Source organism: Cobetia sp. 5-25-4-2, assembly GCF_013374075.1.
Classification (GTDB): Bacteria; Pseudomonadota; Gammaproteobacteria; order Pseudomonadales; family Halomonadaceae; genus Cobetia; species Cobetia marina.
Window position 1 is genome coordinate 309,499 of the sequence record NZ_BLWK01000003.1, and the last position, 25,855, is coordinate 335,353.

Genomic DNA, 25,855 nt, shown 5'->3' on the forward strand with positions numbered 1-25,855 from the left:
TCCAGACCCGATACCCCCGACCATCCACCTTCACACATCGGGTCTTCCCTGCCCGGCCCATCGGCCCGGCAACCATTGCGGAGAATCAACATGCAAGGCCAACAGCACAACACTCTCTGGAACCAGGCTCGCCAATGGCAGGCCAACGCCGGCAACCAGCGTCCTTCTCAAGGCCTGTCCGGCCTCAAGCTGGTCGCTGCCTGGCTGATCGGCGGTGTCGTCATGATCTTCAGCCTGTTCGCGGCACTGATCATGATGGTACTGGGCATCATCATGCTGCCCTTCATCCGCCGGCGCATGAAGAAGCGCATGAGCGAGATGCAACAGCGCATGCAGGAAGCCCAGGACAAGGCCAACGGCCGCCAGAACTATTCGCGGGATGCGACACGCGAAGACGGCAGCAGTACCGCGACGCTGGATGGTGAGTACCAGGTCAAGGAATAAGCCCCGACACCGATGACCGATGACCGATGACCGATTCAGGGTCACACGACGCAAGAAGGCCGCCCCACGGGGCGGCCTTCTTCGTTTCAGCGACCTGACGCTACGCAGGCAAGCTCAGGTGCCTGACCCTCACACGCGATAGACGCTGGCGGTCATCACCTTGGACATCAGCCGCATGGCGCTCTTCAGCGGCCCCGGGAAGCGATGTCCTCCGGCCTCCAGCGCCCACTGCTCATGATGCGCTTCATCGATCTCCATCTGCCGCAGCACCGCGCGTGAACGCTGATCGCCCTCGGGCAGTGTCTGCTGGTGCTTCGACAGATGCTCGCCTACCAGCTCCTCGGTCGCGGCCACGAACCCGAGGCTGACCTTGTCGTTGATGGCGCCGGCCGCTGCCCCGAGCGCAAAGCTCGTCATGTAGAACAGTGGATTGAGCAGGCTGGTATTGGCATCCAGCTCGACGAGACGTGCATCGCACCAGGCGAGATGGTCGATCTCCTCCTGAGCGGCAAGCTCCATCTGGCTGCGCGTTTCCGGCAGACGCGCCGTGAACCCCTGGCCCTGGTACAGCGCCTGGGCGCAGACTTCACCGGTGTGATTGATGCGCATCAGACCGGCAGCATGCTGACGCTCCGCATCACTGATCTCACTGTCCACGATATCGCCTGCCGGGGTAGGTCGTGACGGCTGAGCCGCATGAGGGACCAGCGTGCGCAGAATGGTATCGAACTGATGGATCAGCTGGTCGGCGCGACTGTGGTGACGTTGTGCCTGACTGGCGGTGGGGTGCGTCATGTAAGAACTCCTGCACGGCGTGAGCAATGCCACCATCTTACGCAAGGCCCCCACTCACGGTAAGGGGCAGAGTGACGCTGTCGTCGTCGGCACGTCTGAGTCTCGCATCGCTCCGACATCTCCTGCCTGCAGCCTGCAGAACAAGACCGGGCATGACGCTTTCACGTCATGCCCGGTATGCGCCCGTGTGCCGCACGCTTGTATATCGCTAGCCGCTACCTGCCCGCGAACCGCCGGTACAGGCGCCTGCTCTACGCCGGCTCAGCCAGCCGGCCAGGTGAAGCGGCGACCACCCATCAGGTGCATGTGAATATGATAGACCGTCTGGCCGCCATCTTCATTGCAGTTCATCACCACACGGTAGCCATCGTCGGCGAAGCCGTATTCCTTCGCCAGTCTGGCGGCGGTGTACTGCAGGCGTCCCACCGTGGCCAGCTGGCTTTCCTCGATATCATTGAGCGTGGCGATGTGCTGCTTGGGAATGATCAGCACATGGGTCGGCGCCTGAGGATTGATGTCATTGAAGGCCAGCACCTCCTCATCCTCATAGACGATATCGGCGGGAATCTCGCGATTGATGATCTTGCAGAACAGACAGTCCATGACACCTTCTCCCTCGACAATGACGTCGCCGCCAACGGCAGCGCAAGGTGCAAGCGTAGCGTCAGCACCGCAATGGGCCAAGCCCCGAGACAATGATCACCAAGACAATGATCACCGAGACAGTGATCACCGAGACAGTGATCACCGAGACGCCCCATACCGACAGGCTTCTGCGCATGAGACGAGTGTCGCTGGATGGGCAACAGAATGATTCACTCACGACGGTGGGCGGACTCGCTAAATGATAGGATAATCATTGTTACCTCGCTAACAAGAAGCCTGCCGTCATGCGCCTGCAAACCTCCTTGATCCCCTCCCTGCACAAGGCGACTCACGAGCTGGACGCCTCCGGCAGGGCCACCACGGGTACAGTGACACCCAAGGCATCAGTGGCCACGCCTGACGCGGACACTGCCGGGACGCTGTCACGCGAACCGGCGGCAGAGGACTTTCTGCAGCGCGCCAAGGGCTTTCTCAAGGCGGAAGTCTATCTCACGCACCTCGATGGCCAGACGGTGGTATGCAAGGACTACCGTCGTTATGCCGGCACCCCGGCGGCACTGGTCGCGCGCTGGCTGGTCCGTCGAGAACTGAAGATGCTGAGCCGCCTGGCCGGCTGGACGCATGCACCGCGCGCCATTGCACGCGTCTCCCCGCTGGCACTGGCCATGGAATACATTCCCGGCCCTCTGCTGAGCGATGCACAGCTGGATCCCGCGGCGCATCCAGGACTCTGCCAGCAGCTGATTCTCGTCGTGCAGCAGCTGCATCAGCGCCGCATGGCACACAACGACATCCGCGGCTCCAACGTCATACTGCGCGATGGCATACCGGTACTGATCGATTTCACCTCGGCGGTGCGGCTGCCGCGACTGCCGGGCACGGCCGGTGTGATGCGCATGATGCGTCGCTTCGACCTGCGCCACTCCCTCAAGCTCAAGCAACGGACGCTGGGGCTGCCGCTGCGGCCACGCGAGGCTCGCCTGCTGATGCGTAGCGGTCGCCTGAATCAGGTATTGCGCCTGTGGAAGAAACGCATCCTGCCGCGTCTCAAGGGTCGGTGACGCGTCCTGCTCTCGCCGACCTCACGTCTCAGCGGAAGCGGCGCTGGGCCAGCAGACTCCTGACCAGCGGCGTGATGATCAGCTCGATGGCCAGCGCCATCAGGGCACCCGGCACCACCAGCGTATGCGGGCGCGACATGAAGGAGCCCTGGATCATCGCCAGCAGATAGGGGAAATCGACGCTGCCCGGATCACGGAAGTGCACGACGACCATCGACTCGGCATCGGTGGGAATGTCCTGCGGCTCGAAGGGGTTGGAGGTGTCCACCGTCGGTACGCGCTGGAAGTTGATATGGGTACGCGAGAACTGGGGCTGGATATAGCGGACGTAGTCATCCATGCGGCTCAGGATGGTATCGACCACCGCTTCCTGGGAGTGCCCGCGCAGCTTGGTGTCCCGGTCGATCTTCTGGATCCACTCGAGGTTCATGGTCGGTGCCACGCCGATCAGCAGATCCACATGACGCGCGATGTCATGCTCGGGCGTCACCAGCCCGCCATGCAGGCCCTCGTAGAACAGCAGGTCCGTGCAATCCGGCAGCGACTGCCATTCGGTGAAGGTCCCGACCTTGTAGCCCGCCTCGATCATGCGCTTGTCTTCGGCATGGATGTAGTGGCGATGCGTGCCGGAGCCCTGCTCGCCATACTCCAGAAACAGCGCTTCCAGTCGATCAAGCTGGTTGGCCTCGACCGCGAAGTGTGACAGCTCACGCTTGCGCTCCGGCGCCTCCTGGAACATGCGTACCAGTTCATCGCGGGTATAGCGGTGAAAGGCATCACCATCCACATAGGCGGCATGGATCGACTCACGCGAGAACATGCGCTCGAAGGTCCGCATGACCGTGGTCGTCCCCGCACCGGAGGAGCCCGTCACGGCGATGATCGGATACTCCCGCGACATCAGCGCGCCACCTCGCAGGCCAGCGCCGCGACCGTGCGCTCGATCTCGTCACTGACACGTGCACTCGGCACGGCCAGTCCGTCGGGGCCGGCAAACACCAGCCCGACCCTGACGGTGGCCAGCACGCTGCCGTCACCGACCCGCACCAGACGATGATGGACACCCAGTCCCTTGCCGGACACGGGGTCCATGGCGGTCTCCACCACCAGCGCATCGCCCAGCTTGCCTTCCCCCTGATACTGCACGGCCAGATCGGAGACGATGCTCATGAGGCCATCGACATCCCATTCCGGGAAGCCGAGTGCCTGCCAGGCTTGGCCACGTGCCTCGTGCGCCAGGCTGACCACGCTATCGTGACCGAGATGCTGACCATAATTGATATCGCTGACACGAATCGTCATCGCATGACGATGCACCAGGCGCTGCTCTGGGAACTCGAGCCGAATACGCTCCATGAGGACTCCTCGTCGGCGAGACGGAAATGGACGATGACGGCGGAGTCGCCATGCTTCCCCGATGCCATGCTCAAGGCCGGGGAGACCCATGGGCCGCCGTTCATGCGTGAACAAGTGATGATGAAGGTTATCGCACGGCCGACACCGACATGACCAGACTCTCGACACGATGGTCGTAGAATGGCCGACGCGAGAATCACGGTGCGATAACGACAAGACCCGGCCAGAGGCCGGGTCTTGCAGACAATGCGATGATGCCGGACAGGCTCAGGCGTCGCCACGCTCACGGGCGATGGCACGCCAGGCGATGTCACGTCGCACGAGCACGTCCTGCCAGTCGATGGCGTCCACACCCTCGTAGGCACGCTCGGTGGCGGCGGCCACGCTGTCGCCCAGCGCGGTGACGCACAGCACGCGACCGCCACTGGTGACCACCTGCCCGTCCTTTTCGGCGGTGCCGGCGTGGAAGACCTTGCAACCGGTCGCCTCGGCAGCATCGAACCCGGTGATGACATCGCCCTTGCGGTAGCTGGCCGGGTAGCCGCCTGCCGCCAGCACCACGCCGACCGCCGCGCGGGAATCCCACTCGCAGGTCTGGGTATCGAGGCGCCCGTCTTCGGCGGCCAGACACAGCGCCACCAGGTCGGACTTCAGACGTACCATGATCGGCTGGGTCTCCGGATCACCGAAGCGGCAATTGTATTCGATGATCTTCGGCGCGCCCTGCGCATCGATCATCAGGCCGGCGTACAGGAAGCCGGTGTAGGGATGCCCCTCTGCCGCCATGCCACGCACGGTGGGCAGGATGATCTCGTCCATCACGCGCTGGTGCACATCGGCGGTGACCACCGGTGCCGGAGAATAGGCCCCCATGCCACCGGTGTTGGGGCCGGTATCGCCTTCACCGACCCGCTTGTGGTCCTGACTGGTGGCCATCGGCAGCACGTTCTCGCCATCGACCATCACGATGAAGCTGGCTTCCTCGCCATCGAGGAACTCCTCGATCACCACGCGTGCACCGGCATCACCGAAGGCGTTGTCCTCGAGCATGTCACGCACGGCGGCGCGAGCTTCCTCGTCGGTCATCGCGACCACCACTCCCTTGCCCGCCGCCAGGCCATCGGCCTTGATGACGATCGGTGCCGGGTGGGCGGCCAGGTACTCAAGCGCCGCATCGACCTCGGCGAAGGTAGCGTAATCGCCGGTCGGGATGGCATGACGCGCCAGGAAGTCCTTGGTGAAGGCCTTGGAGCCTTCCAGCTGGGCAGCGCCGGCCGTCGGACCGAAGCACTTGAGCCCCGCCTCGCGGAAGCGATCGACCACGCCGATCACCAGCGGCGCTTCCGGGCCGACGATGGTCAGCTCGATGGCGTTGTCCCGCGCGAAGGCGACCAGAGCATCGAGATCGTCAGCGGCAATCGCCAGATTGGTCAGCTTGGACTCGCGCGCCGTGCCCGCATTGCCGGGGGCCACGAAGACCTCCTCGACACGGGAGGACTGGGCGGCTTTCCAGGCCAGCGCATGTTCGCGGCCACCGCCGCCGATGATCAGGACCTTCATCTTTTCAACCTTCATGAGCCAGTGAGGATCAAGGCTGCCCGCAAGACACGGGCGACCGAGGAAATGTCAGGCTGCGCATTATGGCAGAAAGGGGCTCCCCTCGGGACGCCCCTTTTCACATCAACGCGATTTCATGTGATTTTCATGCCGGCCGACCAGGCATCACTCAGCGTGTGCCCTCGGGGTCGTGAGCCTCGCCGTCGTCGTTCGTCCCGCCCTCCGGGGCATCATCGGCAGAGCGTGAGCTCGTCCGGCCCCGGTTGATGCCGCCCCCCATGGCCTGCTGCCAGAAGCGCAGATTCTCTTCGGCGACTTCGCGCATCATCTCCATGGGCGAGTGGCGCATGGCCTGGGACCATTGCTCCTGCATGCGCTGCTGTTGCTCCATCATCAGCCGCGTGCCCTGCTCCAGATACCCCGCCAGCGGCAATGGCTTGGCCATCGCATAGATGCGGATGAACTGCTCCAGCAGCTCGTTGGAGAAGACTTCGGCCTCACCATCGCCCTGCTCCTGCTCGATGATGATGGTCAGCAGGATGGTACGCGTGAGGTCCTCGCCGCTCTTGGCGTCCTCGACCTTGAAGACCTCTTCCGCCAGCACCAGGCTGCGCAGGTCCTCGAGGGTCACATAACGGCTCTGCTCGGTATCGTAGAGACGCCGATTGGCGTATTTGCGGATGACTCTCACGGATCAAGCTCCTGTCGATTTTTCTTCATTGTGCACTCAAGGGGGGGCACTGCAAGGAAAGCCGCTTCCACGCGGCTGATCCACTCCCGCCACGCCTCGGGCAATCGCCCCCTTCGCTGTCATTTCGCCGGAGCCGAGCCATCTGGCGTCCATGCTAGAATGCCGCCTCTTTTCCTCCTGTCTGTCTACGGTATCGCCATGAACCTTATCCTGCTCGGCGCTGATGACCTGCTCGCCTCCGACCATGCACGCGTGACGGACCCGCGCAGACTGCGCCATCTGCGCGAGGTGCATCGTGCCGCTGTCGGTGACGAGATGACCCTGGGAATCGAAGGCGGGCTGATCGGTCGTGGACGCCTGGAGCGGCTGGACACCGAGGTGGCCGAATTCAGTCTGCGTCTGGAGCGTCAGCCGCCGGCACCACTCGATGTCCATCTGCTGCTGGCGCTGCCACGCCCGCGCATGCTGGCGCGCTCGCTGGAACACATCACGGCGCTGGGCGTGAAGCACATCACCCTGCTGCATACACGGCGCGTGGAGAAGAGCTACTGGCAGTCGCCGGAGCTGAAAGAGGAAAAGATTCGCCAGCATCTGGTGCTGGGACTGGAGCAGGCGCGCGACACCATCATGCCGACGGTCACGCAGGAGACATTGTTCAAGCCATTCGTGGAGGACAGACTGCCGGACCTGATGGCCCCGGAGAGCGCCGTGAAGCCGCGCGGCATCATCGCGCACCCGGGCATGCCGCAGGAGTGCCCACGCGCGGTGAGTGAGCCGGTGATCCTGGCCATCGGCCCGGAGGGTGGATTCGTGGACTATGAGGTAGAGCAGTTCATGAAGGCCGGCTTCGAGGGCGTACACCTCGGCGAGCGCATCCTGCGCGTCGAGACGGCGGTCACGGCGTTGCTGGCGCGACTGGGCTGAGACCTCACACCGGCTGACCCGCCAGATGCCGCCACTCCCCCCAGTGGACGGCGGCATCGAAATCCAGCAGACAGTGCTCGAACCAGCGCGCCCCGAGTCGCCAGTCTCCCCCGGCGGCAAGCCATGCACGGGCCAGATGCTGGCGCTCATCCCACGACAGCCAGCCTTCCCGGGTCAGCCTGTGCATGGCCCGGTCCACCCGTGCGTCGCCCGTGCGCCCTTCGCGCCAGCGCTGGAATGCCACATCGCAGGCCGCCTCCTTCTCCAGCGCCTCGCCATACCAGCCCATCAGCGATTCCTCGGGCTGCGCTTGCAGGACCCGCTGCCAGTACTCGCGCTGGAGCAGCACAGCCATCAGCTGATGCGCCGCGAGAGACTCCCCCATTTCCCGTCGATGTTCCGCCAGTGCCTGCAGGATGCGCCGCGGACTGATGCAGCCCTGCGCCAACCAGGCGGACAGGCGCCAGGCAGCCTGCACCTCGGCATCCTCTGATTCCGGACGCGACCAGACGAGGGAAGACAGCTGCTCGCGCGCCGGCTCCTCTCCGCCTTGAAGCGTGGCGATCTCCCCCACCGGTTGCCAGGCACTGGCCGTGGCGCACACTGCCTCCAGCGGCGGGAAACCGCGTGATGCCGATTCCGGCCATGGCGGCAAGGAACACGGCAGCCCCTGCAAGGGATTTCGCGAGGCATGACGCGTCCACCACTGGGCATCATCGAGACGCAGAGACATCGCCCCGCATGACGCCAGCGCTGGCGAGAGCCGCGAGGAAGCGGGCAATTCCGGGGCGGCGAGAGACATCGCCTTCGCACCATGGGCCGGGCTTTCCATCACCTGCGGAGGCGTCCACAGGGCCGTGGGCTCCTGCGTCGCATCCCGCTCGTCCAGCGGCTCCAGCACGAGCCCTTCATGTGGGTGGCAATGCAGCCGGGTACTGGCAGGAAGTTGCGCGGCAAGACGCTGAAGATTGCCGGCATCATCCGGGGTGCGGGAATGACTGACTTCCAGGCAGTCCACGTCATGCTGGCGGACCTGGGCCAGCACCTCGCTGACGGGATCCCCCACTCGCACCAGCAGATCGCTGCCGCGGCGCAGCAACATGCCACGCAGGTTCATCAGGCTCTGCCAGAGGAGGCGAAGGCGGGCAGGTCCCAGGCGAGGCAGACCCTCGACAGGCGTCAACCAGCGCTGGTCCAGCACGTACATGACCAGAAGTTGATAGGGGCGACGGACACTGGGCAGCGCGAATACCGGGTTGTCTTCCAGACGCAGGTCATGACGCAGCCAGACAAGTGACGTCTCCGGTGGGCCGCCCGAATTCGTGCTGATGGCCTCTCGCATGCGAGCTCCAAAGCGTTATCGGCGTATAATATTTGTACAATAAATAGCCCGCTCTGTACAACACGCTGTCCGATCAGGGACCTCATCCGACCTGCCGCCCGTGCGCTGGCGAGGGGTGCAAGTGCGTGATACATTCGAGAGGTTAGGTCACGATCCACCAATGTTTTCAACAAGATCGCGCAAGTGTCTCTACCCGCAAACACACTTGTCATCCAGGGGCTTCAGGAGGAATACGGCCATGCTCGCAAGACATGACATGACCGCACCAACCCGGCATCTTCACCGTCTGCCCATCGCGGGCAGCCGGGGGCGCGCTGCGGACCTCATCCCCACCTGGATGCTGGCACCTCGTGCCGTGCGCCTCCCCTTTCTGACTGATCCGCCCGCGGCGGTGACGTCTCATCCCGAGGTACCTGCGTCCCTGCCGGGCGCCTGAACCTCTGAGCCGCCATCGGCTGCCACTGCCACCCATTCCCGCCACTTGATGGCGGCACGCACCTCCCGAGCAGGCGTCGACCTGACACGGAAGCGTGATCCAGAGGTGGCAACCTCGGCAGCCTGCAATGCGCTCGCCTATCCTATCGGCACCCAGTGGCCGAAATCCGCGTCCCGACCTCGAAGCTGGTGGCCTGGCCCTGAGCCCGTGTCCGCTCCGCTGACGACAGAGGGACAACGCCCTACAACGACTGGAGCGAGTCTTCCATGACCCTGCTGTTGATCGTGCTACTGCCATTGCTCGGTGCCCTGGTGCCGTTGATGGCCAGAGACCTGCCCCGCGGCCGCCTTGCCTGGCTGACGGCGGTTGCCCCTGCCCTGGCACTTGGTATCGCCGTCTTCCATCTCGGCGATGTCTTCGCCGGCCAGATAGCCCAGTTCCACCTGCCGTGGATCACCGAACTGGGGCTGGATCTGGCGCTACGCTTCGATGGCCTGTCAGCTCTGTTCGTCCTGCTGATTCTCGGCATCGGACTGCTGATCATCCTCTATTCTCGCTACTACCTGTCGAGCGAGGACTCGCTGGCACGCCTCTACAGCTTCCTGATGCTGTTCATGACCGCGATGCTCGGCATCGTCATGGCGGACAACCTGCTGTTGATGTGGGTGTTCTGGGAGCTGACCAGTCTCAGCTCCTTCCTGCTGATCGGTTACTGGTATCAGCTGAGCGAGGCGCGCAAGGGCGCCCGCATGGCGCTGACCGTCACCGGTGCGGGCGGGCTGGCGCTGCTGGCCGGCATCCTGGTCATCGGTCATATCGTCGGCAGCTACCAGTTCGATGACGTCCTCGCGGCGGCAGACCAGATCCGCTCCCACGAGCTGTATCCTGTCGCACTGGTACTGGTGCTGCTGGGCGCCTTCACCAAGTCCGCGCAGTTCCCGTTCCAGTTCTGGCTGCCCCACGCGATGTCGGCGCCGACACCGGTGTCCGCCTTCCTGCACTCCGCCACCATGGTCAAGGCCGGGGTCTTTCTGCTGGCGCGCATGCACCCGGTGCTCTCGGGGACTGATCTCTGGTTCTACATCGTCAGCCTCACGGGCCTTGCCACCCTGCTATATGGCGCCTGGTTCGCCTTGATGAAGCAGGACCTCAAGGGCGTGCTGGCCTTCTCGACCATCAGTCATCTGGGTCTGATCACGCTGCTGTTCGGCTTCAACAGCCAGATGGCCGCCGTCGCGGGCCTGCTGCACATCATCAATCACGCGACCTTCAAGGCCTCGCTGTTCATGGCAGCCGGCATCGTCGACCACGAATGTGGCACGCGTGACATCCGCAAGCTCAACGGCCTGTACCGTTACATGCCGCATACCACGGTGCTGGCGATGGTCGCCTCGGCCTCGATGGCCGGCGTGCCGCTGCTCAACGGCTTCCTGTCCAAGGAAATGTTCTTCGCCGAGAGCCTCGATGCCCAGCTGCTGGGCGGTCTTTCCTGGCTGATTCCGGCGCTGGCAACCCTCGGTGGCATCCTGTCGGTGGCCTACTCGCTGCGCTTCATCCACGACGTCTTCTTCAATGGCGAGCCGAAGGACCTGCCCAAGACCCCGCATGAGCCGCCGCGCTACATGAAGCTGCCCATCGAGGTGCTGGTGCTGATCTGCCTGCTGGTGGGCATCCTGCCGTCACTGGTGATCAAGGACCTGCTGGTGAGCGCCTCCGCCAGCGTACTGGCAGCGCCGGTGCCGGACTTCAGTCTCGCCATCTGGCACGGCTTCAACCTGCCGCTGCTGATGAGCGTCATCGCGCTGGGCGGCGGTGTCGCCGTCTACGCCCTGCGCCATCATCTGTACGCCTTCCAGCGCCAGTTCCGGGCGCGCAACGCCCTGCTGGTCTTCGAGGCCAACGTCCAGCGAGTCGTGAAACTGTCCGAGCGCTTCATGGACAGCTTCGAGAACGGTTCGCTGCAGCGCTATATGCTGTGGCTGCTGCTGACCGCGCTGGTCTTCGTCGGCATCGGCCTGCTGGCCGTGCCGCGCCTGGGCGGAGAGCTTGAGCAGCAGCCCTTCGATGGCATGCTGCTGACGGGTGCCGTGATCACCGGCCTGGCCGGCCTGGGCACCGCGATCACTCACCGCAAGCGCCTGATCTCCCTGCTGATGCTGTCAGTGGTCGGCCTGATGACCTCGCTGGCGTTTGCACGCTTTGCCGCCCCGGACCTGGCACTGACCCAGCTGGCGGTGGAGGTGGTGACGATGATCCTGCTGATGCTGGCACTGTTCTTCCTGCCACAGCGCACACCCAAGGAATCCAGCGCGCGACGCATCATGCGTGACGTCCTGCTCGCCAGCGCCTTCGGCGTGGTGGTCGCAAGCCTCAACTTCGCCATCCTGACCCGCCCGGTCGAATCGATCTCCGACTTCTTCATGGCCAATGCGGTCTCCGGCGGTGGGGGCCACAACGTGGTCAACGTGATTCTCGTCGACTTCCGTGGCTTCGATACGCTGGGCGAGATCACCGTACTCGGGATTGCCGGACTGGCGATCTTCAAGCTGCTCAACCGCCTGCGCCTGTTCATGCCGTCCACTGACCTGGATGGCCGCAACTGGTCGCCGGACCGCCACCCGATGATTCTGGCCACCGTGTCCCAGACCCTGCTGCCACTGGCGCTGCTGGTCTCGGTCTACATCTTCCTGCGCGGCCACAACGAACCCGGCGGCGGTTTCATCGCCGGTCTGGTGACCGCCGTGGCCATCATCCTGCTCTACATCGCGCGCGGCGTGGACTGGACACAGCGCTGGCTGCGCTTCCCCTACCAGCCGGTCGCGGCGGCCGGGGTGTTGATCGCCGGCCTGACGGGCGCGGGCAGCTGGGTCTTCGGCTATCCGTTCCTGACATCATCGTTCGGCCACTTCACGATTCCCGTGATCGGTGAAATAGAGCTGGCCACCGCGCTGCTGTTCGACCTCGGGGTCTATCTGACCGTGGTCGGCGCGACCCTGATGATTCTCGCCAACCTCGGCAAGCTGACGACACCGCACCGCCCGACCAAGGAGAAGAGCTGATGGAAGCCCTCTACGCCACTACCACCGGCCTGCTGGCCGCCTGCGGTGTCTACCTGACCCTGCGCGGGCGCACCTTCCCTGTCGTGGTCGGACTGACGCTATTGTCCTACGCGGTCAACCTGTTCCTGTTCTCCATGGGGGGGCTTGCCATGCACGGCACCCCCGCCGTGGTCGGCTCAGGCTCGCCCACGGCGGACCCGCTGCCCCAGGCACTGGTGCTGACCGCCATCGTGATCGGCTTCGCCATGACGGCCTTCGTGGTCATCCTCGCCATGCGCGCGCGCGGTGACCTGGGCAGTGACCACGTCAACGGCAACCGTCTGGACGACTCGAAAGAGGATGGCAAGTGATGCTGCAACACCTGATTGTCCTTCCGATCGTCCTGCCGCTGCTGGTGGGCGCCTGCCTGCTGCTGAGTCGCGGCTCATCGCCGGTACTGCGCCGCAGCATCAGCCTGATCACCCAGGCCATCATGGTGGCCATCGCCATCGCGCTGGTCGTTCAGGCCAACGACGACACCATTCGCTACTACGCGCTGGGCGACTGGCAGCCTCCCTTCGGGATCGTGCTGGTGCTGGATCGCCTGTCGGCAACCATGGTGCTGCTCAGCTCGGTGCTGGGCCTGCTGGCCTGCCTGTATGCCACGGCGGGCATCGATGAGACAGGCTCCAACTTCCATGGCCTGTTCCTGCTGCAGCTGATGGGGATCAACGGCGCTTTCCTGACCGGTGACCTCTTCAACCTGTTCGTGTTCTTCGAGGTCCTGCTGATCGCCTCCTACGCCCTGCTGCTGCACGGCGGCAGCAAGGCACGCACGCTGTCGGCCCTGCATTACGTGGTGCTGAACCTGATGGGGTCGGCGTTCTTCCTGATCGCGCTGGGCATCCTCTACGGCGTGACCGGTACGCTGAACATGGCCGACATGGCCGTCATCGTCACCACGCTGGACCCGGGGCGTGCCGGCCTGATGGAAGCCGGCGGTCTGCTGCTGCTGGTGGTATTCGGCCTCAAGGCCGCGATGCTGCCGCTGTATTTCTGGCTGCCCCGCGCCTACGCCGCGGCCTCGGCGCCGGTGGCGGCGCTGTTCGCGATCATGACCAAGGTCGGCATCTATTCCATCCTGCGCGTCTACTCGCTGATCTTCACCGACAACGCCGGCACCCTGGCAGACCTCGGTCGCGACTGGCTGTGGTGGGCAGGGCTCGCCACGCTGGTCGTGTCGATGCTCGGCGTGCTCTCGGCACGTGACCTGCGCACCCTGGTGGCCTATCTGGTGATGATCTCGGTCGGTACGCTGCTGACGGCGCTGGGCATGAACAGCATCGCGGCGGACAGCGCCCTGCTGTTCTACCTGATCCACTCCACCCTGGTCACCGGTGGCCTCTTCCTGCTGGTGGATGTGATGGCAGGCCAGCGCGGCAAGGCCGGCGCCCGTATCGTGCGCTCACGGCCACTGCTGCAGGCGGGCCTGCTGGGCGGACTGTTCCTGGTCGGCACGGCGGCCGCGGCGGGCCTGCCGCCTTTCTCGGGCGCCATCGGCAAGGCGCTGATCCTGTCATCCGCCTCACTGGAGCAACAGGTATGGCTGTGGCCAGTCCTGCTGCTGGCCGGGCTGTGCTCGATCGTGGCCTGTTCGCGTGCCGGTTCCAGCGTGTTCTGGCGCACCGGCAACAGTGAACCCAGCGGTGAACGACTCGGTGTCGCGCGCGGGATAGCAACCTGCGGCCTGATCTCCGCCGCACTGGCACTGGTCGTCTTCGCCGGTCCCGTCTCGCAGTGGACCAAGGCCACCGCACAGCAACTGTCGGACCCGGCACCCTATCTCGATGCCCTTCTGGGCAAGGACGCCGCACCGGAAACCGCTCTGCCGCTCAAGGGAGACGCTCAATGATCAAGTCTCGTTCTCGCGTTCTGCCCACCCCGATGCTCTCGACCCTGCTGCTGGTCGTGTGGCTGATGCTGCAGAACAGCGTCTCGCCCGGGCAGATATTGCTCGGCGCGGTGCTGGCCATCGCCATCCCGGCACTGACCTATCGTTTCTGGGAGCCGCAGCCGGACCTCCAGAAACCGTGGCGACTGATCGGCTACCTGCTGCGCGTCATCCTGGACATCATCATCGCCAACCTGCAGGTCTCGCGACTCATCCTGAATCCGCGTGCGAAATTCCGCCCGGCCTTCGTGCGCTATCCGCTGGAGCTCGAGCAGAAGTTCCCGATCACCCTGCTGTCGAGCACCATCACGCTGACACCGGGGACGGTCTCTGCCTATCTCACGCTGGATGGTCGCCATCTGATCATCCATGCACTGGATGTCGAGGATGAACAGGCATTGATCGACGAGATCCGCCAGCGCTACGAGCGCCCGCTGAAGGAGATCTACGAATGCTAGACATCGCCCTGTGGATCAGCATCGCGCTGTTCGCGGCGTCCCTGATGCTCAACGTCTTCCGGCTGGCCATCGGCCCGGACCTGCCGGACCGCATCCTCGCCGTGGACACCATGTACGTGAACTCCATCGCGCTGATCGTGCTGTTCAGCATCCAGCTCAACAGCAAGGCCTACTTCGAGGCGGCGCTGCTGATCGCCATGCTGGGCTTCGTCAGCACCGTGGCAGTCTGCAAGTATCTGCTGCGCGGCGACATCATCGAATGACCTGAGCGGAGAGTCTCCATGCCCACCTGGTTCTATCCTGTCCTGGAAGGCGTGATCGCCTTCTTCCTGATCGCCGGCGGCCTGTTCGCCTTCATCGGGTCGCTGGGGCTGACGCACCTCAAGGACTTCTACATGCGTCTGCACGGTCCCAGCAAGACCACCACCCTGGGGGTCGGCTGCGTACTGATGGCGTCGATGATCTATTTCCGCGCCACTACCGGTCACTTCAGCTTCCAGGAGATGCTGATCACCATCTTCCTGTTCATCACCGCCCCGGTGACCGCGCACCTGCTGTCCAAGGCCGCGCTGCATCAGAAGCTGGTGGCGGACATCCGTACCCGCAACGTGCCGGAACGTCTGGAGGTATCAGACGAACCGGATGAGGCAAATGCCGAGACCTCGGAATCGCGCCTGCCCTGAGCGCTCGTGTTCGCCTGACGCTCTGACCTGCCCCGGTCGGCCCCACTCCTCTCGCGAGGCGAGACGGCAGACCAACGCAAAGCGCCCCCGCCAGGAGACTGGTGGGGGCGCTGTCTTTCCAGCGTTTCACTGCGTATCTGTCACTCGGACTGCGGTGCTCAGATCATTCAGGCGGGCCTCATGCCTGCCCTGCTCGTCACCAGCCCTGAGCATGCTGGCGGCACAGTGCCTCTAGCAGATCGATATGCTCACGACGGTCATTGAGCGCCGGAATGTAGCGGAACTCGCCCCCGCCGGACTCGGTGAAGTAGCCGCGATTCTCCTCTTCCAGCTCCTCCAGCGTCTCGAGACAGTCGGCCGCGAAGGCCGGCGAGATGACGTCGACGCTTTCCAGACCTTCAGCCCCCCAGGCCTTGAGCGTCTCATCGGTATACGGCTTGAGCCACTCGGCCTTGCCGAAGCGGGACTGGTAGGTCATCGCCCACTCATCGTCCCCAAGCCCCAACGCCTCGGCCAGCAGCTGGCTGGTGCGCTCGCACTGGCGTGGGTAGGGGTCGCCCGCCGTCGCATAGCGCTTGGGGATGCCGTGATAGCTCATCAACAGACGCTTGCCGCGATGCCCTGCCTTTTCCCAGTGTTCACGGACACTGGCGGCCAGCGCGGCGATGTAGTCAGGATGATCATGGTAGTCACGCACGAAGCGCAGTTCCGGCAGGTGCGGACACGGCTTGAGCGCGCGCGCCAGGCGATCGAACACCGCGGCAGTCGTGGTCCGCGAGAACTGCGGATAGAGCGGCAGCACCAGGATGCGATCTGCCCCACGACTGGCCAGCTTGCGCCCCACCTCTTCCATGGTCGGCTTGCCGTAGGTCATCGCAAGCTCTACCGGAATCTCCTCGCCCAGCGATTCGGCCAGACGCGCCTCCAGCGCGGCACGCTGACGCTTGCCGATCGCCATCAGCGGCGAGCCGTCTTCCGTCCACACCGAGGCATAGGCCTCGGCGACCTTCTTGGGGCGAGTCGTCAGCACCAGGCCATGCAGGATCGGCAGCCAGAGCAGACGCGGCAGGTCGATCACGCGTACATCACCGAGAAACTCCGCGAGGTAGCGACGCACCGCCTTGGGTGTCGGGGCTTCAGGGGTGCCGAGATTGACCAGCATGACGCCGAAACGCGGGGTGCTCATGGGCGATGAACTCCTGACAAGGGGCAAGAAAAGGGGTGAAGCGGCAACCAGCCACCCTCACCGACAGCGCAGCCATGTTACCAGCTCGCCCTGTGCGTGAGGGATGAAGTTATACTATCATCACGATTTGTACAGCTTTACGACAATTATTGTCACAACCTGACGCAAGCCGTGCTTGCGCCCCGCCGCAGGAGTCAGTGTGCCCGAAACCTCCACTCTGCAACTTGCCACTCGTCACGACTTCGCGCGCCCGCTGGTGCTGATTCTCGGTGACCAGCTCAGTCACGAGCTTGCGAGCCTCAAGCAGGCACCTGCCGAGAGTCTGATCGCCTTCTGCGAGGTCGAGGAGGAAGGCCGCTACGTGCCACACCATCCGCACAAGATCGCGATGATGCTGGCCGCGATGCGCCATCACGCACAGGAGCTGCGCGACTGCGGCTGGCAGGTGCATGAAAGCCGCCTGGATGACCCGGACAATCGTCAATCCCTGATCCTGGAAGCCGAGCGGCTGGCCGCGCTCCATCAGTGTGACGGCATTCTGGTGACTCGCCCCGGGGAATGGCGACTGCTGGAGGCCTTCCTCGCACGCCGCGAGGAAGGCGAGATCCCCTGGGTGGTGCTGGAAGATCACCGCTTCTTCACCACACCGGCACAGTTCGCGACCTGGGCCGACGGACGCAAGCAATTGCGCATGGAATACTTCTACCGTGAACAGCGTCGTGACACGGACCTGTTGATGGAAGGCAGCGAGCCCGCCGGCGGCAAGTTCAATCATGATCATGACAATCGCGAACCGATTCCCGCCGACTTCCAGTCACCGCCACCACCGCAGCATGACCACCGCCAGGATGCGCTGACGCGCGAAGTGCTGACGCTGGTGGACACCCGCTTCGGCGAGGGAGCCGAGGGCGAGCTGCGTCATTTCGGCAATCTGGACAACTTCAACTGGGCCGTGACCCGCGCCCAGGCGCTCGACGATCTCGCTCACTTCCTCGCGCACTGCCTGGCAGACTTCGGCCGCCATCAGGATGCCATCGATGACAGTGACCCCTTCCTGTTCCACTCCCGACTTTCCGCGGCGCTCAATATCGGGCTTCTGAGTCCCCACGAAGTCTGTGCTGCCGTCGATGATGCCTGGCGACGTGGCGAGGTACCGGTCAACTCCGCCGAGGGCTTCATCCGGCAGATTCTCGGTTGGCGAGAGTATGTGCGTGGGATCTACTGGACACGCATGCCCGGCTACAAGCAGGAGAATCGCCTGAGTGCGACACGGGGTCTACCGGAGGTCTTCTGGCGCGGCGACAGCGGCATGCGCTGTGTGGATCAAGCCATCCTCAGTACGCGTGATCATGCCTATGCCCACCATATCCGCCGCCTGATGGTCACCGGCAATTTCGCCCTGCTGTGCGGCGTGAAGCCCGAGGCGCTATGCGACTGGTATCTGGCGGTCTACGTCGATGCCTGCGAGTGGGTGGAGCTGCCCAATACCCTGGGCATGGTGCTGCACGCCGATGGCGGCCTGATGGGCTCCAAGCCCTATTGTGCCTCGGGCAAGTACATCGATCGCATGTCCAATCACTGCGACAGGTGCCAGTACTCGCCGAAGAAGGTCACCGGCACGCATGCCTGCCCCTTCAACAGTCTCTATTGGCACTTCATCGAACGCCATCGCGAATCACTGTCACGCAACCCGCGCATGTCGCTGGTCTATGGCAGCTGGCGACGCATGAAGGACGAAAAGCGCGAGGCATTGCTGCAACAGGCCGAGGCCTTTCTCGCCCGACTCGACAGCGCCGCTGACTATGGCAGCGGTGCCCATCGCGCGGGTTACCATCCCGCGCCCTCCAGTTCCACGACCGACAAGGAATCCTCATGAGTCGCATCTGGCAGGCCAGTGCACCGGTCACGCTCTATCACGATGGCAAGTGCCCCCTGTGCCAGCGGGAGGTCGCCTGGCTGGCGAGACACCCGAGGCGGGAACGGGTCAGGACGGTCGACATTCGTGCAAAGGACTTTTCCCCAGATGCTCTGGGGCTGAGCTTCGAGACGATGATGGGGCGCCTGCACGTGCAGGATGCGCGCGGGGAGTGGTATGTCGGCATGGACGCCAGCCGAGCCCTCTATGCGGTGCTCGGCTATCGGCGCCTGGTGAGGCTGTCATTGCTGCCGGGGCTGCGTCCGATGCTGGATGTCGGCTATCGGGTCTTTGCCCGCCACCGTGAGCGTATCGGCCGCTGGGTCCCCCAGAGGAGACGCTGACTCAGAAGCTCAAGGGGATGCGCGAGCTCAACGGTTGATGGTACTGAGGCGGTCGGCCGATCATCTCGTCGTTGGCCACCTGGGATACCAGCCAGGCGCGTGACAGACCGGCGCGCCTGAGCTCGCTGTAGACATCCTCCAGCGAGCGGAACAGCATCGGCTTGCCACGCTTCATCAACAGTTCACTGCGCTCATCGTCTTCATCGGCACCCGCTTCCAGTACCAGCTGGACCTGATAGAAGCGGCTGGCGGCATGACTGATCACGCGCGCCTCCAGTGCCGGATACTCGGCGATCAGCGCATTCAGGTTGCTGACCAACAGGCCAGCAGGTGTGAAGGCAGCGGCAATTCTGGACATGGTGTCGGCTCCTGGACCTCTGTTGTCTGAGGTATCCATCATCGTGAAGGTGGCGTCAAGGCTTCACGCCAGCTTGCGGGGGGACGATGACGATTGAACGGCACCGCCATGACCATTGGATGACGTCATGTTCAAGGCCGCCGCCCCGGAGAGGCTCACGGACACTGAGCACGAACCGCCAGCTGACGTTCCGCGAGGATACGCGGCAGATCCAGAGGACGCCCAAGGCCGCGATAGCATCCCCCTCGCATGATGATGAAATCCTCGTCACGATGAATGTCCCGGCGCCCGAGCAGCTTGGCCGACAGACGCTCGAGCGGCTCATCTTCCTCGACACGCAGTGAATGGGTCTGCATGACCTCATGGATCGCTCGTCGTCCATGCAGCTCCGGTCCGAAGCGCTGATTCAGCAATCCCAGCAGTCGATGGCGGATGATCATGCCGACCGGCCGCTGCTGCGCGTCCACCACTGCCAGTGCCATCAATTCCGGCTCGGCATGCAGACGCTCGGCCACCTCCTCGAGACAGGTATCCTGCAGTACCGGCGCCACCTGCCGCAGCAGGCTGCCGGCACCGAGTGCCAGAGGCGCGGCATGCCGGCGGCGACTCAGACGATGCAGGCGCTGCTCGAGGCCGGCACGCTGGCCAGCAGGGTCCACCTCGGCGCTCGCAAACAGCCAGCCTTGCAGATACTCGGCCCCCAGCTGAGACACGCATTCCATCTCGCCTTCCTGCTCGATGCCTTCCGCGATCACCTGACTGCCACTGCCGTGGGCGATGTCGATGATCGAGCGCACGAAACGCCGCTTGAGTGAATCCTGATGAATACCGCTGATGAAGTGTCGGTCGATCTTGACGAAGTCAGGCTGAACCGCCGACCACAGCTTGAGGCTGGCGTACCCTTCACCGAGGTCATCCAGCGCGATGGCGAAGCCCATCGACTGGTAATGGCAGACGGCCTCACGCATCAGTGCCGGGTCAAGCCCCGGGGTCTGCTCAGTCAACTCGATGACGACCTGATGCGGGTGCAGCCCATGGCGATGCAGGAGGTGACGTGTCAGTCCCCGAGAATGCGCACTGTCCAGCAGCACCTCCGGCGACACGTTCAGGAACAGGCGTTCACTCAGGCCCTGCTCGGCCCATTGCTCAAGCGCCAGCTCACGACAGAGGCCGTCCAGCTCGGCGAGGCGCCGATGCTGGCGAGCCGCCTCGAACATCGCCATCGGTGAGCGCAAGCTGCATCCCGCAGCAGCGCGCGCGAGTGCCTCGTAGGCGAAGACCTCACGGCCATCTGCCGCCACGATGGGCTGGAAATGCATCCGCAACTGGCGAAGACGCAGCAACGCCTCCAGCGCCTGGCCGGATTCGGGAGTGGATGCCTCAGCTAAAGCGGGATGCGGGGATGGCAGCATGCCAGAATCAAAGCATGCTGATATGACAGGAAAATGACATGGGACGGTGATGTGTCAGCGAATGGTCGGGCACATCACCGCGGTGCTGCCGTGCAAGGACGCCTTGCGACGAGCCTGCCCGGTCGTGGCTGGCCAATACGCTCATGCCACGCCGGAAGTGGACGCCTTACAGCGAGTTGGGGTCGATGGCCTTGCCGAGGGAATTGCGGTCGATCCACTTGCCGGCCTTGGTTTCCTTGTAACGGAAGACCACCATGTCGCCCGCGACGACCGGCACTTCACTGTCTTCGGTCTGATAGCTGTAGCTCTCGCCCTCCACGACCAGCGTGAAGCGATAGAGATCCGGCATGCCCAGCCATTCCTTGAAAGGCCCTTCGCGCTCAAGGCTCTCCAGCGTACCGCGTCCCTGAAGCTTGGGAGTGCGTGCGCGTCCGCGCCCAAATCCACCTGCCATGCTATCTCCTCCCCGTCAGTGCGGGTCTTGCGGGGCGACGTCGCTGCCGCCGCCCGGGTACATGTTTGATGCGCATGCGCATCACGTCATTCAGCGAAGGCCTGGCCATAACTGTCTGGCGCCAGGTCCTCGAAACGGGTGTACTTGCCGATGAAGGCCATGTGAACGGTGCCGATGGGGCCGTTACGCTGCTTGCCGATGATCAGCTCGGCCAAGCCCTTGTTGTCGGGATTGTCCTTGTTGTAGACCTCATCACGGTAGACGAAGGCGATGACATCAGCGTCCTGCTCGATGGCGCCGGATTCACGCAGATCCGACATCACGGGGCGCTTGTTGGGACGCTGCTCAAGCGAGCGGTTCAGCTGCGAGAGCGCCACCACCGGGCAAGCGAATTCCTTGGCCAGCCCCTTGAGCGAGCGCGAGATCTCGGAGATCTCGGCAGTACGGTTCTCGGACAGCCCCGGCACCTGCATCAATTGCAGGTAATCGATCATGATCAGGCCGATGCCGCCGTGTTCGCGCGCCATGCGGCGACAGCGTGAGCGCATCTCGTTGGGCGACAGGGCCGCCGTGTCATCGACGAACAGCTGCTTGTCCTTGAGCAGGTTGACCGCCGAGGTCAGCCGCGGCCAATCCTCGTCATCCAGCTGACCGGTACGCACCTTGGTCTGATCGATGCGGCCCAGCGAGGAGATCATGCGCAGCATCAGCGATTCGGCCGGCATCTCCATCGAGAACACGGCCACCGGCTTGTCGCCGGAGACCACGGCATGCTCGACCAGGTTCATGGCGAAGGTGGTCTTGCCCATCGAGGGGCGCCCCGCGATGATCACCAGGTCCGATGGCTGCAGACCGGAGGTCATGTCATCCAGGTCCCGGAAGCCGGTCGAGAGGCCGGTCATCTGGCCCTTGAGATTGAACAGCTCATCGATGCGGTCCACCGCGCCGGTCAGCAGCTGACTCATGCCCTTGGGGCCGCCGCTCTTGGGGCGTGATTCGCTGATCTGGAACACCAGACGCTCGGCCTCGTTGACCAGCTCGTCGGCGTCTCGCCCCTGAGGGCTGAAGGAGCTCTCGGCGATCTGGTTGGCCGCCTGGATCAGCTTGCGCAGCGTCGCGCGCTCGCGAACGATGTCGGCATAGGCCTTGATGTTGCTGGCCGAGGGCGTATTGCGCGCAAGCTCGGCGAGGGTCGCAAGCCCGCCGACCGACTCCAGCTGGTCACGGCTTTCCAGCAACTCGGACAACGTGACCACATCCAGCGGCCGGCTGCTGCCCACCAGCTGGGACATGGCGTTGTAGACCAGACGATGCTCGTAGCGATAGAAGTCGTCGGCCACCAGTCGCTCGGACACCGTGTCCCAGGCGCTGTTGTCCAGCATCAAACCGCCGAGGACCGATTGCTCGGCCTCCAGCGAATTGGGGGGCACCTTGAGCGCCGCCGTCTCGCGATCCTGATCCTGCATCTCGCTCATGCCTGGCTGACTCCTGCTGATGACTGACACGCCCGCGGGAACCTCCATTTTCGTGCATCGCCGCGAGCCTGCCAACCATCGCGACCGCACATGATGCTCTACCTCACGGGGGCAGGCATTCTACCGGATTTTGCCTGTCATCGCCCTGCCCGCGTGCAGAGGATTTTCCCTGTCACGCCCGACAAAGAAACGCCAGACACAAAAAAACCGCCCCCGCATCCAGGATGCGAGGGCGGTTCGAGTACCACCTGTGGTGGCAGCGCCGGATCACCGGGCAGCCACCACGGATCAGCGATTACTCGCCGACCACGACCACACGAACAGTGGCAGTCACTTCAGCGTGCAGCTGCAGCACGATGTCGTATTCGCCAGTGTTGCGCAGCGGGCCTTCCGGCATGCGGACTTCGCTCTTGGCGATGTCGATGCCGGACTGGGCGATGGCTTCGGCCAGATCACGCGGACCGATGGAACCGAACAGCTTGCCTTCTTCGCCAGCCTTGGCGACCAGGGACAGTTCGATTTCGTTCAGCTGAGCGGCACGCGCTTCAGCTTCGGCCTTGCGCTCTGCAACCTGTGCTTCCAGCTCAGCGCGCTGAGCTTCGAAAGCCGCCTGGTTTTCGGCAGTGGCCGGAACAGCCAGACCGTACGGCAGCAGATAGTTGCGACCGAAACCAGCCTTGACGGACACCTGGTCACCCAGGTTGCCCAGCTTGCCAATCTTGTCGAGCAGAATGACTTGCATCTCGTAAACCTCTTATCGATGACTGCCAGCAAGACGTGCGCGAAGATCCGCAAAGACGTCAACAAGAGCCAGCAGCAGCAAAATCAGAATCGTGGGCCAGGTCGTCAGCAGCAGAAAGTAGACGCCGACCAACCATAACCCGCTCATCCCCTTTAACCCGATATAGCCATGCACCAGGGCAATGCCGGCCACGAACAACGGTATCCAGATCAGCAGGAGCACTGCAGGCACATCGAGGAAGACCCCGATGATGCCGCAGGCTGCCAGTATCAGGACTTCTCGCGGGCTCAGCCGGAAGGCATGAAACTCGTGACGAAATCCACCCGGATTGTAGAGCCCGGACTGCCAACTGCGCGCCAGGGCCAGACAGGCCGTGGCGGCCAGCAGGACCACCAACCCGGTAATACCGCCGATGACCAACCCTGCGAGCTGTTCAGTCGGCACACCTTGAGCGGCAAAGTCGCTCAAGCGTGCATCAAGCTCAGGGGCATTCTGACGAATGCTCTCAAGCAGTGGACCAGCCCCGCCTGGTGGCAGGAATATCCCGGACTGCACCATCATTGCCGCTGTCAGGCTGGCGCCAATCAGCGCCTCCCCCCATCGCATGCGAGCACGCAGCAGGGTTGCCATCAACGTGACCAGCAACACGGTCGCCAATGGCACCGGGTCGCCTTGTGTCCACCACCAGCCTGCCGGAATGGCAGCGGCGATGAACACGGGTGCGGCTGGCGCAAGGCCACGCCGAAGCGTGACCAGCGCACTGATGGAGGCACTGAACCAGAAGAACCAGGGCAGAAGACCCGTCAGCAGTGCAATCGCGATGCACTGCAACGGTCCGCGCATGGCCCAACGTGCCAATGCCAGCATCATGGTGTCGCCTTACTGGTGGCTGTCGCTGTACGGCAGCAGTGCCAGGTAGCGCGCACGCTTGATGGCAGTCGCCAGCTGACGCTGATAACGCGCCTTGGTGCCGGTGATGCGGCTCGGGACGATCTTGCCGGTCTCGGTGATGTAAGACTTCAGGACTTCGATGTCCTTGTAGTCGATCTGCTTCACGCCTTCAGCGGTGAAGCGGCAGAACTTGCGACGACGGAAAAAACGTGCCATTGCAATGACCTCCTGGGGGTGCGGTATCAGTTAGCGTCTTGAGTTTCGGCTTCGTCACGCTTGTCTTCGCGACGCGGACGCTTCTCTTCAGCCGGCTTCATCATCGGAGACGGCTCGATGGCCGCTTCCTTTGCACGCACAACCAGGTTACGGATGACGGCGTCGTTGAAACGGAAGATGGTCTCGAGTTCCTCGACCACTTCACCGGTAGTTTCGACGTTCATCAGCACGTAGTGGGCCTTGTGGATCTTGTTGATCGGGTAGGCCAGGTGACGGCGACCCCAATCTTCCAGACGATGCACAGTACCGCCGGCTTCGGTCACGATGGAGGTGTAACGCTCGATCATGGCCGGAACCTGTTCGCTCTGGTCCGGGTGGACCATGAACACGATCTCGTAGTGACGCATGGCTTGGCTCCTTTCGGTTTGACAGCCTCCACGGCGCGTCTCGGGCCGGGAAGCAAGGAGTGGAGTGATTACTACGGTTGTGTCATTCGGGCTCGAAAGCCACGTACAACGCGCGCGGGCGAGGACAGGTGCCCCCATGCCGCGCATTCACTGCAGACTGCACTTCACAGAACCGCAGTATTGTAGAGAGGTGTCAAGGGCTTGGCAAGCGACACGTCGCGAGGCACGCCTCATGCCCTGACACCCCCATTCTCGCTGTCAGCCGTTGCGGCGCTGACGAACGGCTTCAAACAGGCAGATACCGGCCGCGACCGAGACATTCAGACTCGAGACACTGCCCGCCATCGGCAGCTTAATCAGGCTGTCGCAGTGCTCGCGCGTCAGCCGACGCATGCCCTTGCCCTCAGCGCCCATCACGATGGCCACCGGCCCGGTGAAATCGGCCTCGAAGGCCATGGCCTCGGCTTCGCCAGCCGTACCCAGCACCCAGACACCGGCTTCCTTCATGGCATCCAGCGTGCGGGCCAGGTTGGTGACCTGATAGACCGGCACCACTTCCGCTGCCCCACAGGCGACCTTGCGCACGGTCGCGTTCAGGGAGGCGGACTTGTCCTTGGGCACGATGACACCATGGGCACCGGCGGCATCGGCGCTGCGCAGACAGGCCCCGAGGTTGTGCGGATCCGTGACCGAATCCAGCACCAGAAACAGCGGGGCTTCCTCATGGGACCAGCCATCGAGGCGCAGCTTGAGGCCAGTCTCGTTCTCGGTGGCAAGCGGCGCGCACAGAGCAACCAGCCCCTGATGGGCACCACCGCCGGTGGACAGCGCATCCAGCTCCTCACGCGCCTTCAAGGTGACGCGTGAACCAGCGGCACGCGCCTGCTCGATGATCTCGTTCAGACGCAGCTCGGCCTCGCCTGCCTGCACCCACAGCTCGCTCGGTGCGCGGCCGCGTGCCAGCAAGGCTTCCACGGCGTGTACACCATAGACGGCTTCCAGGCCACCGGGGATCTTCGGTGCGCCAGTGCGAGCGCCACCTCTGCGGGCCCCGCCACGTTCCTGGCGCTGAGCGCCACCACGCTCACCCCTTGAGTGCTCGCCTCGAGAGTG

At 63.8% G+C, this 25,855-nt stretch carries 28 protein-coding genes; 11 read left to right on the forward strand and 17 right to left on the reverse strand.

The window, feature by feature from the left end:
• Positions 1 to 90 precede the first annotated feature (90 nt).
• Positions 91 to 444, forward strand: a complete 354-nt coding sequence (locus tag HXS65_RS08815) for a hypothetical protein (RefSeq protein WP_077378868.1) — start codon at positions 91 to 93, stop codon at positions 442 to 444.
• Positions 445 to 573: 129 nt separating this feature from the next.
• Here HXS65_RS08815 and coq7 read toward each other — a convergent pair whose 3' ends face one another.
• On the reverse strand, positions 574 to 1,239 hold the full coding sequence (gene coq7 / locus HXS65_RS08820) for a 2-polyprenyl-3-methyl-6-methoxy-1,4-benzoquinone monooxygenase (RefSeq protein WP_176493688.1): 666 nt from the start codon (positions 1,237 to 1,239) through the stop codon (positions 574 to 576).
• 261 nt (positions 1,240 to 1,500) lie between these two features.
• On the reverse strand, positions 1,501 to 1,842 hold the full coding sequence (locus HXS65_RS08825) for a histidine triad nucleotide-binding protein (RefSeq protein WP_084209399.1): 342 nt from the start codon (positions 1,840 to 1,842) through the stop codon (positions 1,501 to 1,503).
• 287 nt (positions 1,843 to 2,129) lie between these two features.
• Between HXS65_RS08825 and HXS65_RS08830 the strand changes: the two genes are divergently transcribed.
• Positions 2,130 to 2,906 carry an RIO1 family regulatory kinase/ATPase gene (locus HXS65_RS08830; protein ID WP_077378859.1) on the forward strand — a complete coding sequence of 259 codons (777 nt, stop codon included), beginning with the start codon at positions 2,130 to 2,132 and terminating at the stop codon, positions 2,904 to 2,906.
• 28 nt (positions 2,907 to 2,934) lie between these two features.
• Here the strand turns inward: HXS65_RS08830 and HXS65_RS08835 are convergent, their stop codons facing one another.
• The 4 genes from HXS65_RS08835 to phaR all read right to left on the reverse strand — a co-directional run bounded on the left by HXS65_RS08835 (position 2,935) and on the right by phaR (position 6,510).
• Positions 2,935 to 3,807: a phosphoribulokinase gene (locus HXS65_RS08835; protein ID WP_077378856.1), complete on the reverse strand. Its 873-nt coding sequence runs from the start codon at positions 3,805 to 3,807 to the stop codon at positions 2,935 to 2,937.
• A complete protein-coding gene (locus HXS65_RS08840) occupies positions 3,807 to 4,262 on the reverse strand; it encodes a thioesterase family protein (RefSeq protein WP_077378853.1) in 456 nt (151 codons plus the stop codon). Before HXS65_RS08840 ends, HXS65_RS08835 begins: the two co-directional genes overlap by 1 nt.
• Positions 4,263 to 4,529: 267 nt before the next feature.
• Positions 4,530 to 5,822 carry a phosphoribosylamine--glycine ligase gene (purD, locus tag HXS65_RS08845; RefSeq protein ID WP_077378851.1) on the reverse strand — a complete coding sequence of 431 codons (1,293 nt, stop codon included), beginning with the start codon at positions 5,820 to 5,822 and terminating at the stop codon, positions 4,530 to 4,532.
• A 166-nt stretch (positions 5,823 to 5,988) separates the two neighbouring features.
• Positions 5,989 to 6,510, reverse strand: a complete 522-nt coding sequence (gene phaR / locus HXS65_RS08850; protein WP_084209401.1) for a polyhydroxyalkanoate synthesis repressor PhaR — start codon at positions 6,508 to 6,510, stop codon at positions 5,989 to 5,991.
• 198 nt (positions 6,511 to 6,708) lie between these two features.
• Between phaR and HXS65_RS08855 the strand changes: the two genes are divergently transcribed.
• Positions 6,709 to 7,434 carry a 16S rRNA (uracil(1498)-N(3))-methyltransferase gene (locus tag HXS65_RS08855; RefSeq protein ID WP_176493689.1) on the forward strand — a complete coding sequence of 242 codons (726 nt, stop codon included), beginning with the start codon at positions 6,709 to 6,711 and terminating at the stop codon, positions 7,432 to 7,434.
• Positions 7,435 to 7,438: 4 nt separating this feature from the next.
• Here the strand turns inward: HXS65_RS08855 and HXS65_RS08860 are convergent, their stop codons facing one another.
• On the reverse strand, positions 7,439 to 8,776 hold the full coding sequence (locus HXS65_RS08860; protein WP_176493690.1) for a deoxyribodipyrimidine photo-lyase: 1,338 nt from the start codon (positions 8,774 to 8,776) through the stop codon (positions 7,439 to 7,441).
• Positions 8,777 to 9,478: 702 nt separating this feature from the next.
• Here HXS65_RS08860 and HXS65_RS08865 point away from each other — a divergent pair.
• Genes HXS65_RS08865 through HXS65_RS08890 form a run of 6 tightly spaced genes read left to right on the forward strand, consistent with a single transcriptional unit; the run spans position 9,479 to position 15,342 of the window.
• Positions 9,479 to 12,271: a monovalent cation/H+ antiporter subunit A gene (locus HXS65_RS08865; RefSeq protein WP_136939080.1), complete on the forward strand. Its 2,793-nt coding sequence runs from the start codon at positions 9,479 to 9,481 to the stop codon at positions 12,269 to 12,271.
• Positions 12,271 to 12,621 (forward strand): Na+/H+ antiporter subunit C, encoded by a 351-nt coding sequence (locus tag HXS65_RS08870; protein ID WP_077378839.1) that lies wholly within the window; start codon positions 12,271 to 12,273, stop codon positions 12,619 to 12,621. The genes HXS65_RS08865 and HXS65_RS08870 overlap by 1 nt, the downstream gene beginning before the upstream one ends.
• Positions 12,621 to 14,162 carry a monovalent cation/H+ antiporter subunit D gene (locus HXS65_RS08875; RefSeq protein WP_176493691.1) on the forward strand — a complete coding sequence of 514 codons (1,542 nt, stop codon included), beginning with the start codon at positions 12,621 to 12,623 and terminating at the stop codon, positions 14,160 to 14,162. Before HXS65_RS08870 ends, HXS65_RS08875 begins: the two co-directional genes overlap by 1 nt.
• Positions 14,159 to 14,659: a Na+/H+ antiporter subunit E gene (locus HXS65_RS08880; protein ID WP_077378833.1), complete on the forward strand. Its 501-nt coding sequence runs from the start codon at positions 14,159 to 14,161 to the stop codon at positions 14,657 to 14,659. Before HXS65_RS08875 ends, HXS65_RS08880 begins: the two co-directional genes overlap by 4 nt.
• Positions 14,653 to 14,922, forward strand: coding sequence for a K+/H+ antiporter subunit F (locus HXS65_RS08885; RefSeq protein ID WP_077378830.1), 270 nt, complete (start codon positions 14,653 to 14,655; stop codon positions 14,920 to 14,922). The genes HXS65_RS08880 and HXS65_RS08885 overlap by 7 nt, the downstream gene beginning before the upstream one ends.
• An 18-nt stretch (positions 14,923 to 14,940) precedes the next feature.
• Positions 14,941 to 15,342, forward strand: a complete 402-nt coding sequence (locus HXS65_RS08890) for a Na+/H+ antiporter subunit G (protein WP_176493692.1) — start codon at positions 14,941 to 14,943, stop codon at positions 15,340 to 15,342.
• Positions 15,343 to 15,538: 196 nt separating this feature from the next.
• On the opposite strand, the gene hemH is transcribed toward HXS65_RS08890, so the two are convergent.
• On the reverse strand, positions 15,539 to 16,528 hold the full coding sequence (gene hemH, locus HXS65_RS08895; protein ID WP_077378824.1) for a ferrochelatase: 990 nt from the start codon (positions 16,526 to 16,528) through the stop codon (positions 15,539 to 15,541).
• A 199-nt stretch (positions 16,529 to 16,727) separates the two neighbouring features.
• On the opposite strand from hemH, the gene HXS65_RS08900 reads away from it, so the two are divergent.
• Positions 16,728 to 18,404 (forward strand): cryptochrome/photolyase family protein, encoded by a 1,677-nt coding sequence (locus HXS65_RS08900; RefSeq protein ID WP_255304466.1) that lies wholly within the window; start codon positions 16,728 to 16,730, stop codon positions 18,402 to 18,404.
• Positions 18,401 to 18,787 (forward strand): thiol-disulfide oxidoreductase DCC family protein, encoded by a 387-nt coding sequence (locus HXS65_RS08905; protein ID WP_077378818.1) that lies wholly within the window; start codon positions 18,401 to 18,403, stop codon positions 18,785 to 18,787. The genes HXS65_RS08900 and HXS65_RS08905 overlap by 4 nt, the downstream gene beginning before the upstream one ends.
• 1 nt (position 18,788) lies before the next feature.
• On the opposite strand, the gene HXS65_RS08910 is transcribed toward HXS65_RS08905, so the two are convergent.
• The 9 genes from HXS65_RS08910 to rlmB form a co-directional block, all read right to left on the reverse strand.
• Positions 18,789 to 19,145, reverse strand: a complete 357-nt coding sequence (locus HXS65_RS08910; protein ID WP_219815849.1) for a DUF6482 family protein — start codon at positions 19,143 to 19,145, stop codon at positions 18,789 to 18,791.
• Between the two features lie 155 nt (positions 19,146 to 19,300).
• Positions 19,301 to 20,557 (reverse strand): EAL domain-containing protein, encoded by a 1,257-nt coding sequence (locus HXS65_RS08915; RefSeq protein ID WP_176493693.1) that lies wholly within the window; start codon positions 20,555 to 20,557, stop codon positions 19,301 to 19,303.
• A 166-nt stretch (positions 20,558 to 20,723) separates the two neighbouring features.
• Positions 20,724 to 21,011 carry a hypothetical protein gene (locus tag HXS65_RS08920; RefSeq protein WP_043334752.1) on the reverse strand — a complete coding sequence of 96 codons (288 nt, stop codon included), beginning with the start codon at positions 21,009 to 21,011 and terminating at the stop codon, positions 20,724 to 20,726.
• An 86-nt stretch (positions 21,012 to 21,097) separates the two neighbouring features.
• Positions 21,098 to 22,477, reverse strand: coding sequence for a replicative DNA helicase (dnaB, locus tag HXS65_RS08925; protein WP_077379359.1), 1,380 nt, complete (start codon positions 22,475 to 22,477; stop codon positions 21,098 to 21,100).
• A 304-nt stretch (positions 22,478 to 22,781) separates the two neighbouring features.
• Positions 22,782 to 23,228, reverse strand: a complete 447-nt coding sequence (gene rplI, locus HXS65_RS08930) for a 50S ribosomal protein L9 (RefSeq protein WP_065392637.1) — start codon at positions 23,226 to 23,228, stop codon at positions 22,782 to 22,784.
• Positions 23,229 to 23,240: 12 nt separating this feature from the next.
• Entirely contained in the window at positions 23,241 to 24,095 is an 855-nt protein-coding gene (locus HXS65_RS08935) for a hypothetical protein (RefSeq protein WP_084209830.1), read from the reverse strand.
• A gap of 12 nt (positions 24,096 to 24,107) precedes the next feature.
• On the reverse strand, positions 24,108 to 24,335 hold the full coding sequence (gene rpsR / locus HXS65_RS08940; RefSeq protein WP_024952281.1) for a 30S ribosomal protein S18: 228 nt from the start codon (positions 24,333 to 24,335) through the stop codon (positions 24,108 to 24,110).
• A 26-nt stretch (positions 24,336 to 24,361) separates the two neighbouring features.
• Positions 24,362 to 24,742, reverse strand: a complete 381-nt coding sequence (gene rpsF, locus HXS65_RS08945; protein ID WP_065392636.1) for a 30S ribosomal protein S6 — start codon at positions 24,740 to 24,742, stop codon at positions 24,362 to 24,364.
• Between the two features lie 258 nt (positions 24,743 to 25,000).
• Positions 25,001 to 25,756, reverse strand: a complete 756-nt coding sequence (rlmB, locus tag HXS65_RS08950; protein ID WP_255304477.1) for a 23S rRNA (guanosine(2251)-2'-O)-methyltransferase RlmB — start codon at positions 25,754 to 25,756, stop codon at positions 25,001 to 25,003.
• Positions 25,757 to 25,855: the final 99 nt, after the last annotated feature.